The sequence below is a fragment of the Acidiluteibacter sp. genome, assembly GCF_055129545.1.
Genome location: NZ_JBSRUB010000013.1, coordinates 182,308 through 199,685, shown reverse-complemented (window position 1 = coordinate 199,685; position 17,378 = coordinate 182,308). Strand labels below are relative to the sequence as shown.

Annotated in this window: 6 protein-coding genes; 2 read left to right on the top strand and 4 right to left on the bottom strand. The window is 35.9% G+C overall.

Annotated features, from left to right (window positions below):
• Positions 1-70: 70 nt before the first annotated feature.
• Positions 71-9,439: a LamG-like jellyroll fold domain-containing protein gene (locus ACTB0X_RS06945; RefSeq protein ID WP_463024272.1), complete on the bottom strand. Its 9,369-nt coding sequence runs from the start codon at positions 9,437-9,439 to the stop codon at positions 71-73.
• A 602-nt stretch (positions 9,440-10,041) separates the two neighbouring features.
• Between ACTB0X_RS06945 and ACTB0X_RS06940 the strand changes: the two genes are divergently transcribed.
• Complete coding sequence (locus ACTB0X_RS06940) at positions 10,042-11,544, top strand: sensor histidine kinase (RefSeq protein WP_463024271.1); 1,503 nt, start codon at positions 10,042-10,044, stop codon at positions 11,542-11,544.
• Positions 11,541-12,194 (top strand): LytR/AlgR family response regulator transcription factor, encoded by a 654-nt coding sequence (locus ACTB0X_RS06935; RefSeq protein ID WP_463024270.1) that lies wholly within the window; start codon positions 11,541-11,543, stop codon positions 12,192-12,194. The genes ACTB0X_RS06940 and ACTB0X_RS06935 overlap by 4 nt, the downstream gene beginning before the upstream one ends.
• Positions 12,195-12,273: 79 nt before the next feature.
• On the opposite strand, the gene ACTB0X_RS06930 is transcribed toward ACTB0X_RS06935, so the two are convergent.
• Genes ACTB0X_RS06930 through ACTB0X_RS06920 form a run of 3 tightly spaced genes read right to left on the bottom strand, consistent with a single transcriptional unit; the run spans position 12,274 to position 17,316 of the window.
• A complete protein-coding gene (locus ACTB0X_RS06930) occupies positions 12,274-12,822 on the bottom strand; it encodes an SPOR domain-containing protein (RefSeq protein WP_463024269.1) in 549 nt (182 codons plus the stop codon).
• A 26-nt stretch (positions 12,823-12,848) separates the two neighbouring features.
• A complete protein-coding gene (locus tag ACTB0X_RS06925) occupies positions 12,849-13,955 on the bottom strand; it encodes a PorP/SprF family type IX secretion system membrane protein (RefSeq protein WP_463024268.1) in 1,107 nt (368 codons plus the stop codon).
• 4 nt (positions 13,956-13,959) lie between these two features.
• Positions 13,960-17,316 carry a cadherin domain-containing protein gene (locus tag ACTB0X_RS06920; RefSeq protein ID WP_463024267.1) on the bottom strand — a complete coding sequence of 1,119 codons (3,357 nt, stop codon included), beginning with the start codon at positions 17,314-17,316 and terminating at the stop codon, positions 13,960-13,962.
• Positions 17,317-17,378 lie beyond the last annotated feature (62 nt).

Below are 17,378 nucleotides of genomic sequence, written 5' to 3'. Positions count from 1 at the left end.
AATATAAAATAACAAAAACGCCCAAATCAATTCCTTGATTCGGGCGTTTTCAATTACACTAAAAACTACTCTAATACTTCACTACTTTCTCTACTTTTTGGCCTTCATCCGAACTAAATCGGATGTAGTATACTCCTTGAGCAACTTCCTTGCTTCCGGCAATTCTACTCCAGTTCAATAAGCTTCCTAGGGCTGCGATTTCTTGGTGCAACACTCTACCATAACTATCAATTAGACTCACTTCTACTGCTTCACCTAAGTCAATTGGAACAGTAATATTCAAGCTATTTCGGAAAGGGTTAGGATAAACCATAGTCATTGCATCAATTGAGTTGACCTCCACTTTAAAGTCATCACAATCCACTTTAGTGATTGGATGAACAACCAAAGGTTTAATTGGGGTTCCTTTTAATCCATTTTTCTCAAACGCTAACGAACCAGACAATGCAATTTTCTCATTCGTAATGGTATCAATCAAAGTATACTCAAATTGATCATTCCCTTCACCGTAGGCAGTTAAGAAGTATTGGTATCCTAACTCTTCGTTGACTTTCGTAGCGGACTCAGACCAACCTCTTAATTCTTCCCCATTGAATGCCGCTAAAATAACATTCTCGTTTTGAACGACCTCTTCACAAACCTCCACTTTAACTATTGCAGACACTCCTGCTTCGTAGTTATTGGAATTCAAGGTGTAGTTATCTGTTAACATGGTTTCCAACTCCATTTGTGCTGGCAACTCATCTCTTAGTCTCAATAATCCTTGACGTGGATATACAAAGCTAGTATTAGATGCACTTTTCAATAAGTATCCTTTGGTTGGTTCTAACGTTTGTAAACTACCAATCCAACCTAAGTTTGAATCGAAATAAGAGAACCGTTCTTGACTCTTAATGATGTCGCCATCCTGAGCGTTGAAATTAGCCAAGGCGGTAGATATTTGCATATTTCTCAATGAAATAAATCCAATTCTATTCCAACCTGTCACCACATTAATTTGAACGGTGTCTGGATCGATAGCTAACCCTCTATAATTTAAAGTATCTCTCACCGACATCTTAATTAAATAAGATACCTCATTTTTAATACCTTGGTTGACTAAATTCCCACTCCATCCAATTGAAGAACCACCATATTGCGCATTGGCGTTATTTCCAATGGTTTTTACCATGTCGCCATTTTGCAAATTCAATTCCTCAAAGAAATTGTGGAAACTGTTCATTTTATGATCAGTTAATGGGAAAGACACCCAGTTCCAACCGCTTTTCAAAATGATTGGTTTTGAAATATTATTAATGGCATCAAAGTATTGCGGACTAGCAGGAGAGCCCACTAAATCATTATTGCTGAAATACAATACTGGATTTATATCCGTATGAATTTGTCCTTGTGAGGCATTCCATACTTGGAAATAAATGCTATCTGAAGCATTGCTATATACATCTAAGAACACCACATATTTATCATAGGTCGGCACATATTGTAAATTAGCAACACCTCTAACTTCACCATTTATAAACGCTACCAACTTATCATCAGGATTGGTAGAAACTTGTCCGTTGATTCTAATCTGACCAATAACAGACATGCTTTGTTGATATAATGAAGGGTCTACTGCAAAGTTTGGAGCTGTTTTAGACACTTTCAATTTCACTAGCAATTTCTCATTAAATCCAAAATCAGTCGTCAACAATACATCCTCAGTATAATCACCAATATTCACACTTTGATTTACGGTAAACTTGATTGTTTTAGTACTTAACGGATTAATTGTTCCATTTGATGGGGTTGCAGTCAACCAAGCAGGTATGTTTGAAATGGTAAAGTTCTTTACTTCTCCTCCACTGTTCACTACCTTAGCAGTAAACGTCAACGTATCGTTCAACTCCTTACTCAAGTTCTTCTCAGCATCTTGCCACAGCACTTGATTTTTATTGACAAAAGCAATCCATGTTTTCGGCGATTGCATCACGTTTCCATGTAAATCCTTCACTTCTTTTACCGAAATATTGAGTGTTACGTTTTCAATGTTTGCTGCTTGCTCGTTTGGAGTAATGACAACCTGATCTCCATTTACACTCCATGAAAATTTAATCTTTTCAACTGGACGTTGTAGCGCCACTGCAGGAGTTTCAATAGAATAAACAGGACCATTTACAGCTCTTGAGTTGATTCGACTTGGGTTCGATAAAATACTCGAATGATTTGCCATAGAAACGTCTAATTTAGGTACGCCTGACTCTAATCGATAACTTTCAAAAGGATAGTATGCCATCAATCCAAACTCATCTCCTTTCATTCTGTTGTAGCGATTTAACTCAATATTTTCCCTCAACAAGGCTGTATTCCAAATCCGAACTTCATCCATATGACCTAAGAAATGCTGATCAAAAGTCTCTTGATTACTATTGATACTGTAGCGCGCTCCTAAAGCAAGTTTCGCTGCTCCAAATCCCCAAAAATCGGCACTAGAAATTGTTTTTTGCTGGGTTCCATCAATATATGAGGTAGTATTCGCCAATCGATTTACAACCAAAGCAAAGTGATGCCATTTATTGTCAGCAAAATTAGTTTGAACTGCTTTAAAAGCAAATGAATCATTTTTCACCCAAATTTCGTTCTGAGCATTCATTTCAATATTCCAACCATTTCTATTGGAATCCGTTAAGAAAAATCGTCCGCTTCCATTTGAAAGGAAGGTTTGTAAACGACCACCAGATGTTTTAAACCAAAACTCTATACTAAGGTCCATTTCTTGAGTGATGGCCAAGGTACCAGCTGAATCAACTACTACATATTTTGAGCTCCCATCAAATTGAGCAGAAGTGCCTTTTGGATTAATTTCCCAATTGGCTTTCATCTCCGCATGGCGGAATCGTGCTTTATCCTCAGCTAACACCCCTTTCCCTTCATCCATTGGCCAATAACCGATTAAACCGGCTTCTCTTCCGTGTAAGTTTTGACTTATTCTACTACTTACTTCTCCAGATGTCAATGCTTTATTCCAAATTCTTAGTTGGTGTATAGAGCCACTGAAGAAATTCGGGCTTGTACTTGAGCTCTTACCTACAAAGGTTTTTCCACCACTAGTATAATTGGTAAAGAAATTATTATCGGTGCTCAGTTGAGAAGTTTGTGCATCTCTTTCAGTAATTTCCAAAACTAAATTAGTCTTATCATAAGTAACTGTATAATGATGCCAATAAGCCGTATCAGAAATGGCGAAAGAGGAAGTAGAGGTCTGATTGCCTAACTTCACTTCTATTTGGTTAGCGGCATTAAAGCCAATAGAAAAAATATTATTATTACTAGCACCTTGTGAAATAATCGTTTGATCGGCTCCAACTACATCTCTTCTTGCCCAAAATTCAACGGTAAAACTTCCAGAAGCAAAATCGAATCCATTTGCTATTTGCATAAAGCCCGTTGCTCCATCAAAAGCTACTGCTTTATCGTGACGTAATTCTTGACCATTTAAAACTCCTGTAATTTGGAAATTATCTGGAGTTAAAGAACCGGCTTCAATTACTTCGTTAAATCGAATGGAGATATCATCATTCGGATCTAACACTCCATCAGCAGGTGTAGGACTTCCAAAAGGATGTGGATTTACTCGATCAAAAACACCAGAAATTACACTTGATCGCTGATCAAAATCAGGATTTTGAGGAATTTTACAGGTAGAAATTGCTCGTAAATCATAATTTCTATCTATTAACTGTTTCATCTCAAATGAATAGTCAATGTAAGATTGATCCCTAGGAATCAATTGTGGATCAACATGATTTGGATATCGCGTATCAATATCATTGGTATCCTTAAACCATTCCCTACCTAAAGGTACCCATGATGCCTGATTAGATGCTTTATATTGCAATTGAATTTTCTCCAATCCACCATAGTTAATATCATAACCAGAGATAATTACAGGTAAAACATTCGTGTATGAATTATTTGCTACAAACTGGTTTTGTGGACTTTGTACATTTAATTCTGTACAAGATGGTAAGAAATTGACAGAAAAATATACTGTATCAGCTATATCGTCATATGCGGCTGTTCCAAAAGAATATTGACACCTAGAATGAAATACCAATCCAATATTTTCATATGAAATGTGATTAGGTCCTTTTTCAACCACAAGAGTTTTAGAAATAGAAGTGGATGCAGGTACAGCAAAATCTCTATTTGGATCAATTCCATCAATTTTTAATATGGCCCCATTTGGGTTTGTATTTTCAAGGACTTTTAATGAATAAATAACATTTTCCAATCCATTGTTTATCAATGAGAGGTTAATATTTCCTTGTCCATTTGCAGGAATATTATAAAGGATGGTAGGACTTGCAGCAATTCCAGGGTTTTCAAATTGTATGGTTGCCTGGTCTATAATTGTTCCCTTCTGGTAATACTTCGTTTTTACTTCTCCTTGATAAGGACAAGAAGTTTGTCCACCACGAGTTTTAAAGATTGGCCCATACCCATCTTTGGCCTTAAAAACATCAACACTAAACTCATCCAATGGATCAGGATCGTCCAAGGTATATGAAAAGGTAGTAGATGTTTCTTCATTGGTGCCGATAGTTGCATTTGTATTCATAGATAAACTAGTGCTTTGTTCTACCTTGGCACCTGTTCCACCAATTTCGGCCCCAACGGCTAATGTCATTTCTTGTGATAGGTTGAATCCCAATGATATTGACCCTCCTAGTGATTTTGTAGTTGTATTGGAATAAGTGATTGAACTTCCTCCTTGATAGGAGATATTTCGGTCTAAATTACTTTGATTGGCAGTTACTTTTGCTTTTTCATTCTCTGCTAATGCATCCTGCCAAAGTTTAATTTGCTTATTGTACCACCATACACTATCAACTCCCTCATACATAGTCATTGTTCTAGAAATACCCGTAAATGGACTCAAATAAGTAGTATCAATTCTAACATAACCTTTGAACGTATAACTAGCACCAGTCGAGTCCTCCAATGAATTTGCATCAGGGTCTGGTGTAGGATTTGGTAACGTAATATCGTCATTACTCTTTCCAAAATTAGGATGTGTAGCTGCGACTGAGGTATATTTAGAACTATTTAATAAAAATTGATTTCTCAAAGCTTCCAACTTAGGTATAACAGAGTTCTCAATTCCGTATTGAGTGAAAACAAACTCAGTTTGATATCCCTTTGGAATAGCGTACATACTTACATAAGTTCCTATTTTGTAATCTACTCCATTATACCTATATATAGTAGATGCACAGTTTCCATTGCATTGATTCGCATTTATAAGCGATAACACTTGTGACAATCCAAAATCCATGTTCATTGATCTACCGAAGAACAAGTCGGCATTTCTTCCAACAAACTCATCAGTAGTTCCGGTAGTAATTCCAAGCGAATTAGTAGATGATTCGATTAATTCACCATTTGCTCCAATACTCGCTTCAACAGAAACACTATTTTTTGCAGATGCCTCTATTTTTGTTGGCGTAGTATAACCTAATCCAACATCAAATGCTGTTCCTAGCTTTATCTCACTACTCAATTTGCTTGCCATACCCGCCTGTATTCCAAATGAATAAGAATTAGTAACAGTCGTAGCTTTTTCCCAAGTTGCGCTACTTCCAGTACCCGGAGGATCCCTTAATACCATTGTAACCACCTGAGGTCCTGCCGTAGCAAACGAATTACCAAGCGCTTTTCCTCCGAATACAATTCCTCTAAAAAATTGACTGTTCGGGTCTGTTGCATTTGGCTTCCAGGAAACTGCAAGACCCTCCTGAGGAGCTAATGTAATTTCACAAACTTTAGAGAATGAATATTGCGGATTTGTTTGATTTGCTGCAGTATTGGATTGACCACCTGTAAAAGTATATTTTTGAATTCCTGTAAATTTAGTTGTATCAGTGATTCTAAATCTAAATTCTTGGCGAGGTTCACTAGCCAAATTATTCACGATAATGATATTACCTTCAGACATTGGGACAGAATCTAATACAGACATCCCATTGTCCTTATTGGTATAAACCTGAAAAGCGGAAATATTCCAATTATATTCTTTATTCTCCTCAAAAATTGGATAATTCAACCCCAAAGAATCAGCAGGTATCAGAATTTTTACCCCAGCATTGCTGTAGGTAATTGTATCGGATCCAAACTTATTCACAGGTCTATCTGCTGACCTTACATCTACAGAAGGACTTACTGTTTGTATAAAGTCACGTTGTCTTTGATAGGCTGCAGAATCGATTTTCACTAATTGACGAATTCCTAAAGAGTCTCTAAAAACAGAATCAGTTGAATACACAACAGGCGGCACATTGGTAATGTCAAGCAAGGTATTGTCATTAAACTGTATTGAAGCATTACTAGTAATTGAAAAATTCGGAATCTCATAACGCATTGGTGGTAAGTTAATCGAGTACTCACCTGTAGTATCGTTAGTGATAGCTTGTGTTGTTAAGCAACCATTACCTTTCGTTGACTTAAAAGGAATTGTAGCAACACCAATATTATTTTTCCCTTTACCAAGATTGGGAGGCAATGCTTTTTGGATACTTCCACCTGCTACCCTACCTACAACCTTAACTAAGGTACTGTCTATAAATTCAATACCTGTAACGTTCTGTTGAAAATCTCTTGTCCCTATAGGCGGAAAACGTCCTGCTGAGTATACATGACTTGTTTGTTCAACTGTAATCACATGAGGGCCAATTGGAACTTGAATCGTAAATTTACCTGTATCGTTGGTCATAGCTACTTCTCCATTTCGGATAACTACCTCTCCATCAATTTTTATCCTTGCACCTTCTACATAACAACTTGTGTTTTTGAACTTCACAGATCCTGAAACAGTAAAAGAAGATTTATCAGTAAAATTTTGACCAGTATAGTTTGCTGATCCACTACCTATTAAAAGTGTAGTCGTAGCAGGAGTAAAAGTATGTGTTCCAAATTCAGGTTGAATAGTATAATTGTCACCGGTGCCCAAATAAGGTACAAATGGAATAAAATAACTCCCTAGAGAATCGGTATAGGCTCCGGCTGTCAACTGAGAAGTGGTTGGCTTAGAATTACTCCAAGCTACATTTGTTAATGTTGCATGATTTTTATTGGTCGTTAATAACGTTTTTGAATAGTCATATGCGGTAGTTCCAAAACCTTCATCAAATCTCCAATATCCCACCAATCCATTCATAGATGGATTAATGTAAACATCGTAGCTTCTTTGGTAGTCTTGATTAGTTAATGCTTTGTTATACAATCTAACTTCATCTATTTCGCCATTAAAGTAGTTTGTGGTTCCATTTCTTCCAATTTCAATTGAAGATGAGTTTTTAATGTTGGCCCTTTCGGTATGAGGATATACCCCTAAAATTTTTCCGTTGTACAGTAATTTAACAGTATCACTTGAAACAATGGCTCCAACAGAAATCCAATTCCCTGCACTAAAATTTGGTATGGCAACTTGTTTAATTGTAGTTCCTAATTTTAATTTAAGTTGGTTGCTTTCAATATATAATTGATACCCTTTTGTTGAGCTAACTTTGCTAATTACGGTTTGGATTCCAGAAGTAGTATTTGGACGAATAAATGCTAATACAGACAATAAACTATCAGATAATTTAGCTGAATTTGAAATGGTAGCATAAGAACTTGACCCATTAAAACCACCAGATTTTCCGCTTGCTCCAGATGCTGCTAAAGCAGTAACTTTAACTCCTTTCACCGCTGATCCTCCTGAGTAGGTTATTTGTCCATTGATTGTCCCAAAAGCCAATCTAAATCCAAAATCACTAGTGGTATCTGAGAAAACTACGTTTCCGGCGCAATTTGATTCACCTGAAATTAGATACTTATACAAGGTATTTGCATCAGCCGTATTGTCGTTAAATGATTTCACTCTACCATCCAAATTTGCAATAGGAACAGTGTCGTTCGTAATTGGATTTATTCTAAGTATACTCCAGTCATCATTTTGCTTATTTGGTGTAGACCATTTTATGTCTATTCGTTCTCCGAATTCACCGTCGGTGGCTTCTAATTTTCCATTATTGCTAAATGTTTGAGAAATATCTGAAGGAATATAGGCAGAAAGTGAATTACTTGATATTACTCCAGTGTTTTTACAACTATTGTAGGTTTTTACCAGATAGGTGTAATTGGTGCAATTATCAGCAGTATTATCTGTAAAGCTTGTATCATTTGCGGCTACATCAAATTCTACTTGTCCACTTCCAGACTGTCGAACTACCTTAAACCCATCTTCTAAATTAGTATTATCCCTCCAAGTCAAGGTAACAGACTTATTGACAGAGTTTACAGAAATATTTTTTACCGTAGTTGTTGGCGGAATCCCTAAACCTACCTCAGTTTCCTTTGTAGAAACTTCTGATTTTGCTTTCAGTGTAGAACTATTCGGACAATTATCTTGTGCATAAACTCTGTAGTAATATTTTTGACCTATTGAAGTATTGGCATCTCTTACACTTCGATCAGAACCGGATACTGTTAAAGTAGTAATGCTTGTAAAATTTGAATCCGCTGATCGTTCTATTAAAAAATTACTTGGATTGGTTGCACTACTCCAATTCCAATTGACTTGGATTTGTCCATTACAGTTAGCTTGCTCTAAATACAGTCCTTCAGCTTTTCCAGGTGGGCCATATTTTTTACCGGTTACATTTACTGTACCACCATAAGCTTGTCTCGTTTGTCCGTCATTCGTCCATTCTAAATAAGTTTGAACACTAAGGTTCAAGTCTACAGCTGTTGGCCCTTCTGTATAATCAGCTAAATTAGTGCTAGAGTATACATAGTTAGAAGTTGCGACACCGCTTCTTAAAATTCTCACTCTAGTAGAACTCAAACCATTTACATTTGTTCCGTCATCCCAAGTCAACCTTACCTTGTCGCAGTATGAACTACTAGAGGCAGTAACATTCCTCGGTGCATTAATCGTATTATTTAGCGTAAAGGTAAAGTCTTTTCCATCGGTATTACCATCACAGAAAAACCCATCTTCTTCCTTCCAATTACCTGTGAATCTAACCTGAACTGTTTGTTCAAAGAAATTAGCAGGCATTGTTCGAAAAATAGTTGTCCTTCTTTCATTAGCTGCGGTCGAAGTATGAGCAACGGTCCCAATTGCGCTATTTTGGTCATAAATCTGAATCCAAGTTCCTGATTGACCTAAGCGGTAGTAAACTCTTGCAGTGTTCATATAATCATCACATGTTTGCCCCCCTCTAAAATCCCTCCAGTTCACATTCAAATAACCTGTTGAATAATCAACACTTGCATTTACTTCCCCACTCCCATATCCTGAAACAGAGGCTGTAATAGTTCCAGCTGAAAAAATTAAAAGGGCTAGCACTGCAATTTTAGAGTATGCAATTCGGGTAAATAAGGCTTTAATAGCTTTGTAAAAATTAAATCTCATAATGGCTGGTTATAATATTATACTTCTATCTGTTTTCTAAAAATTGAATTACGGTACTTTCACTCTGTAGTTTCGCTTTTGATGTGAGTAACCTTTTTTTGTTGTGGATGAAATAATTTAACTCTCAACTCATCCATTTCCATCAATCAAATCACCATCATTAAAGAGAAAAAACCCAATTTCTAAATAAAAGTAGAGAAGGAAATTTCAACTCCACAATAAATGTTCTGAGCAACCAGTTTTTGTTTTAAATGGCACAAAAAAAATGAATTGAAAAGAGGCGGTGATGGGCGAGCAACAGTTTTTTGTTGTGAATAACCAATTGAGAACTGAATTACCTAAAAAAGTATTACTTACTTTGTTATCATAAACTTAAAAGAACACCAATCAAAAATCTACTACGTCTATACTCTTGTTTAGCTCTTCTGCTTCTCTTCACTGTAAATTCAAAAGGTGAAGGAAATAACCACTATTACAATACGGACAGTTTAAATAAGTTAAACTCAAGTGGAAATTTCAAAGCTGCTAAAACCTATTTACTAGAATTTCAGGATCAATATAAGACAGCTGCTGATTCATTAAGGATAGAGTACCTTATAGAATTGGGAAAGAGCACAACAAATGCGGATGAATCAGGAGAAGGATACCAACTATTGAAGGAGGCTGCAGATCTTGCTGAAAGTACTCAAGTCAAGTATTTGATCGATAAAACGAAAATACAATTAATTGAATTCTACCGTAAAATAAGAGACTATTACTCAGCACAATCGCTTATTCGAGCAATGAACACCAATGTCCCTAAAGATCCTGAGCTTTTGTGTCGTTTTTATCATCGCACAGCAGCAGTATACAATGAACTTTATGATGCCAAAAATGGCAAATTCCCAAAACAATTGGATACTTCGTTAGTCTATTCAAAAAAATCACTTCAAATTTCTAGGAAATATCATTTCTTGGACCATCAGTATACCTCCTATATGGAAATAAGCGGGTTATACAATTCAACTTCGAATTATAATTCACCTGCTCAGGCTCAAATCTATTTGGATAGTGCTTTGAGAACTTTATCCTATAAAAAAGACCTTGATTATTATTCTCTCCTGAAAATAAAATCTCACATGTTTCTTAATAATAAGGAATATGATTCATCTATTTATTACGCCAACAAGGTCCTTTCCTATATGGATAGTTTGAAATATTACAGACAAATGATGGAAGCTTATTGGTTGCTTACTAATTCGCACTTTGGATTAAATGACACGCTGAACGGACTTAAATACATGCTTTTAGAAGCCCAAACTGATGTAAAACTCAGAGAAGTTCAATCAAAAAACAAATTAGAAGAGTTGACAACGCTATATAAAGTCGAAGCAAAAGATAAGCTATTGGCTCAAAATCAAGAAGCTTTATTGAGGGCGAAAAATGAAAAAAAGTTCTACACCTTTATCGGGGTTTTATTATTAGTGATTATTCTTCTGATTGTAATTTCTTCCTACAAAACTACCAGGAAGAATAGGCAGTTGGCTAAGCTGATCAAAGAAAATGAGTTTTTGGTGGGAGAATCTAATCACCGAATAAAGAACAACCTACAATTAATTATCTCCTTAATTGGAAGAGAAATATACAAATCGGATGCTGTTAAACAAGAACTACAAGGTATTTCAGAGAAAATAAATTCGATTGCAGCCTTGCACCAACAGCTATACATAAACGAAAGCAAAAAAAGTATTTCTGTTAAAGATTATTTAAAGAGTATTGAAAGTAACTTTAAGTCAGGTTTGATTCAAGAAGAAGTGACGTTGATACTTGAAATAGATGATTTTGAGATGGCTGTCGATAAATCAGTTTACCTTGGATTGTTAGTAACAGAATTAATCATCAATTCATTGAAGCATGCATTTAAAACCAAGAAAGGTAAAATCATTAAAATCTCCACTTGGAAAGCGACTGACAGCGTGATCCATTTCAATTATCAAGACAATGGGACAGGGCTTAAGGAAGGCCAATCTCCCTCATTAGTAAACTTACTACTGAAGCAGTTAAAAGCTTCCATAACGCTAAACAACACCATTGGTTATAGCTTAAACATAAAATTCAATAAATGAATGTAATAATTGTAGAAGATGACTTTATTGTTGCAGATCATCTGCGGCTAATCCTTGAAAAACACCAAGTAAATGTGATCGGAATTTTAGATAATGTAGATGAAGTCATCCAAAACACGCAGCTTAATCCTGATCTATACTTCGTAGACATTCGGTTGGCTGGCGAAAAAACTGGTATTGATCTCGGCATCCACCTCAACGAGATTAAACAACCCTTTATTTATTTAACCGCTAATAATGAAATCCCTACAGTTAAACAAGCTGCGCTAACGAAGCCATTGGCATACATCACCAAGCCCTATAAAGAGAGCGACATCGTAGCATTATTAGAAATATTCAAAACAAACAACCAGAAATCAATTCAAATTAAAACAAGCTACGGGAAAAAGCTAATCGACCAGTCAAGTATACTTTATCTTGAAGCAAGCGGATCTTATGTAAAAATTGTAACCGCTAATTCTACCTATATAGAAAGAGCCAGCTTATCACTTTTTGAACAAGAGCTTGGTGATCAATTCATAAGAATACATCGAAGTTTTATTATTAATAAAAACAAGATTGAGCAATTTAATTCTACTTCAGTCTATGTCAACAATACAGAATTACCCATTTCAAGAAGTTATAAAGATACCCTCAAGGATGTAATGTAAAAAGTAGATGAAATAAAAATGCCCGAATCCATTTTATAGACTCAGGCATTTTAAGCAATTAATCAATTGTTAAACTAAATTATTGTAGCCTTTTACTTGTGGTATACCACGAATCTGTAAATGCTCCTTGCTTCAAATCTTTTACCTTTTGCTCAGCTTCTTCAAGTTTAAATGAATTTGATAAGATAATATGATACCAAGTATCTCTTTGGTTTTTCATCAATTTTACTTGATTAGATACGCTCAACTCTTTAAGCAAAGCTTCAGCTAATGCTTGATTTCTTCGGGAACCAATAACCACGTAATATTTCCCTTCTTCCAAGTAATCAGCATTTCCTTTTTGATATTCTTCACGTGCTTCCTTATTCTCTTCAGCCATTGTATTTATTGCTGATTTCATTGTGGCAACTTCTTGTTTCACTTCTGCCATTTGTTTCATTAGAAGGTCCAATTTTATTTCTATGCTATCGCTACTGGAAAGGACAGAAGCATCTTTTACCAAATTATCTAACCGCTGATTTAAGTTATTAATTCTCGACTTATTTTCTAACACTTTTGATGTATCCGACTGGGCAGACAAAAACTGAAATGTCGTGAGAAATAGTAATAAAGCAACTCCTTTTTTCATATTGTAGAACCTTTTGATCACTGTCATTATTTACTGTATTTCTTTTCCAATTGATCAATTTGACTTTCAATTTTTTCCAATCGCTTATCAACTACTTTCGCAGTGCTTTTGTCATTACTAGCCTCCAACTTATTTAACTCGACTCTAATTTGTTGGATTTCAGAAATTACTTGAGCTCTATTGTATTGATTGGAGTTGTCATTGATCATCGCATCAAAACGTGCAACATACTCATCTAATGTTTTCACCAAGGCATCTTTTTGCTTCAACTTAGCCGATTTAAAGGCCACTTGTATCATTATTTCATGCGATCCTCCAGCGATAGTTGAGAGTTCAGAGTTTGCCATTTCATAGGCATAACCCACTCCAAAAGGACCCAAATCAAAGCCCAATCCAAATGTCAAATTGTTATTGGATCGATAGCCTGCCATCGCCCACACTTTCTCTTGGTATTCTCCCTTCAAAAGAATGTCAAATTGATTGTCTACTACTGGTAAATTTTGATAAATCACGGTTGGTTGAAGAACGAAATCTTCATTGTTAAATTTGTAATCATAAGAAATAGAACCCACGATATAATCACTGATTTCATCGCTACCATCTATCAAATTTGGAGCACTTAACCCCACTTGTAAATTCTCGAAATCATACACCAACCCTACTCCTGCAATAAAGTTTGTTTCATTGTAATAATCGCCAACTAAAGTTGGGTCATTCTGATTCAAAAACTCTGAATTATCAATTCGAGATGGATTCAATTTTCGATTCACTGCACCAGCAGACACTCCAAATCTCAAATCAGATCGATCATCCAATTGTACCTGATAACTATATACTGCATCATATTTATCAACTTGAAATGCACCTCGTCTATCCGATACCACCCGAGCGCCAACCCCTTGATTAAGATTGATGGGTGCATGTAATCCAAACATGGTATTCCGTGGTGCATTATTGAAGCCAGCCATGTGTGTTTTTGTGTTCAACATGGCCGAAATGTTTCCATTATTGCCCGCAAAGGCAGGATTTAAATTGAATCGATTCAACACATAATTGTAATAGCCATAAGAAAGCTCTTGACCATAACTGATACTTGAAATTGCTAATGCTGCGATTAATATTACTTTCTTCATTTGCTTATCTTTTTAATGTTATGGTTCCTTTATAGCTGCCTTTACTGTCATTATTATCTTGTAAGAAATAATAATACACTCCTTCTGGCAATTGACTTCCACCTAAGTTACCGTCCCAATCATTGTTGTAATTTGCACTTTGTTCAAACACAATTCCTCCTGCAGTGGAGAAAATCACTAATTTATAGTTTGAATACAGGTTCACATTCTGGATCTGCCACGTATCGTTGTATCCATCATTGTTAGGTGAAAAATAGGCCGCTGCCGGAAGACTTCCTTCTATTTCATCATTCACATAAATCAATACATCTGTCGTATCTTTTAGTCCTCCTGCATCTGTTGCAACAACAGTCACATTAAAAGTGCGATTACTTTCGTAATCAAATCCAATTAGGGATTTTAACTCTGCAGTCATTGGATCAATCGAAACAGATGTGCCTCCTTTGATCAATTGGTAAGTCAACACATCGTTCTCGTCGATGTCATCTACGATAACAGTACCAATTGAACTTCCAATTGGAGAATTCTCTAGGATACTAAACTCTTGAGAAGAACTAGTAGGTGCTTCATTTTGATTCAAAACCGCGATTTTAAATGCTCTATCAAAAGTGGCTCCCTGGCTATCTGTTGTTCTAACTCGTATTTGAAATTCATTCTTTGTCTCAAAATCGAATGTTGACGCACTAAATAATTCATCAGATAGAATGCTAAACTTATTGTTATCCACATCTCCTAATCCATTCACTAACTTATAAGTAAATGATTCCCCATTGTCCTCATCCACAGAAGTCAAACTTGCTATTCGAGTTCCTACTGTACTGTTTTCAAGAATTGTAGTGTCGGAAATAAGAATATTGGTTGGGCTATCATTCTTATTTGTTATTCTGATGGTGAAGCTTTTCTCCGTTGATTTACCTAAGGCATCTGTACTTCTTAATCGAATACTTCTAGTGCGTTGGTCATTGAAATTGAAAACGGTATCCGTTTCCAATAGTTGTCCATTCACTCTAAATGAACTGTTATCAGTAGCTCCTTGACCTGCTACTAAAGTATAAGAAAATGTATCATTGGCATCAGGATCAACAGTGGTCATATCGGCAACAAATGTTCCTTTTGGCTGTAATTCTGAAACACTATCGCCTGATAATACAATAGCAGTTGGAGCATCATTGCTGTCCAAAATATTTATTGTTATTTGTCGGCTGTAATTCAATCCAAGTAAATCAGTACTTTTTACCTCAATGATATACAAACTCTTTGTTTCGAAGTCAAACTGACCTTGCGTTTTTACTTGATCGCCAGAAATTACAAATGAACTATTGTCATTGGTTCCTTGAACAAAACTATAGCTGTGCGTATCTCCTTGATCGGGATCAACGGAAGTTAAGGTTCCAACAGTAGTATTTTGAGCCACCATTTCTCTAAAGCTTGCAGGAGACAATTGAATATCTGTTGGAGCATCATTTGAATTGGTAATGCTAATGTTAAATGTGTCTTGATAAGTTCCACCAAAACCATCATTGGTTTCTACTCGAACTCGGTACACATTTTTTACATTAAAGTTAAATTTTACTTTCGTTTGTAATTTATCTCCAGCAATCTGAAAACTACTGTTGTCCTGACTTCCTAATCCGGCAACTAACTTATAAGCATGCACATCACCTAGATCTGCATCCACAGTATTAAATGCTCCTACTTGTCCTCCGATTGGCGTATTTTCGGGGATAATAGTATTGGATAGTGCAAGACTTGTTGGAATATTATTTACATCCTTTACGAAAATGGTAAATGCTTTACTAAACACTCCTCCATTTTGATCATTGGTTGCTATTCGAATATTGTGCTGTGGCTTTAAGTTCTTATCCAAAACAATAGCAGTAAAAAGCGAATCATTTCTCACCATAAAATTCGCATTGTCTGCATCACCAACTCCACTTACAGCGCTGTAAGTATGGATTTGAAAAGTATCTTGATCTAATGAGCTAAACTTCCCAACAAAAAGACCTATCGGAAAATTTTCATTGGCACTTGCGTTAGAAATTAAAATATCTGAAGGAGCATCATTTGCATCCAACACTCTTATAATAAATAACTTAGAAAATAATCCGCCATTAAGATCATTGGTTTGCACATAAATAAAATACTCTTTTCTGCCTTCATAATCGAAAACTGTATTTGTTCTCAATTGATTGCCGACAATAATAAAATTACTGTTATCGTTTCCTGGGATATTATTAAAGGAATAGGAATGCGTTTGGGCTGCATCCTCGTCAATAGTAGAAAAAGTTCCTACTAAGAAATTCTGTGGTCTATTTTCTAGTATACTGTCCTTAGAGATTAGTAAATCGGTTGGAACGTCGTTCAAATCATTTACAGTGATCGATAAGCTATCTTCAAAAGTATTGAATGCTTTATCGGTTACTCTTATTCGAATTTTAAAAGACGATTGTACTTCAAAATTGAACGATTGACTTGCTCTAAGTGTATTGCCAAAAGTATTAAACTTACTATTATCGTCTCCTCCAGCACCATTTACCAAAGTAAAAGTGAAGACTTCATTGGCATCTTGATCAACTGCTGTTAGGTTACCGATTGTTGCATTCACTGCATTCCCTTCGTTAATCATTGCATTGCTCAAACCAATTGCGGTAGGTGCATCATTCGTGTTCTTCACGTAAACTAAAACTACTCGCTCAAAATTACATCCTTGTGAATCTGTTGTTCTTACACGAGTTGAATAACTTGTTTTATTTTCAAAATCAGCCACAAAATTAGCAATCAGTTGATTTCCTGAGATTGAAAAACTAGCATTATTCGTTGCTCCAGTTCCACTTACTAGGCTGTAAGTATGTGTTTGGCCGGCATTCAAATCAGTGGTTGAAAAACTTCCGATTACTTGTCCACTTGGCAAGTTCTCCTGCATACTGTCATTACTTAACGCAATGGCAGTTGGCGCATTATTGGTTTTAACCGTAAAAGGAGCACTCAGTGTTCCATAAATGGCATTGTCTTGAAAAACTACACTGTCAATACTATTATAGATGGAATCAGTAGCGACATCGTAAAAACGGAAATTTACTTTTTCTCCACTCGCCGTATTGCTATAAACCGACATCGTAGTCAGGTACTTTCCATTGATAACATTTGAAGTAGTGGCTGTTCCTCTTAATACACCGCCCACAAAAGCCCCCAATTTATTCGAAGGATTTGTCAGTTCCACACAATTCACATCTAGTGCAGCAGTAACAGTCATATCATATTGAAAGGAGTTTGCAGTTACACTCCATGATGGTGATTGGGCAAACAAACTTGTTGCTCCGAGGAAAAATATTCCACTTAATAGTTTTTGAATATGCTTCATATTAAACAATTATTCGGTTGAGTGTTAATTCTTTAATTCCGTTGGTCTAAAGCAGACAGCTA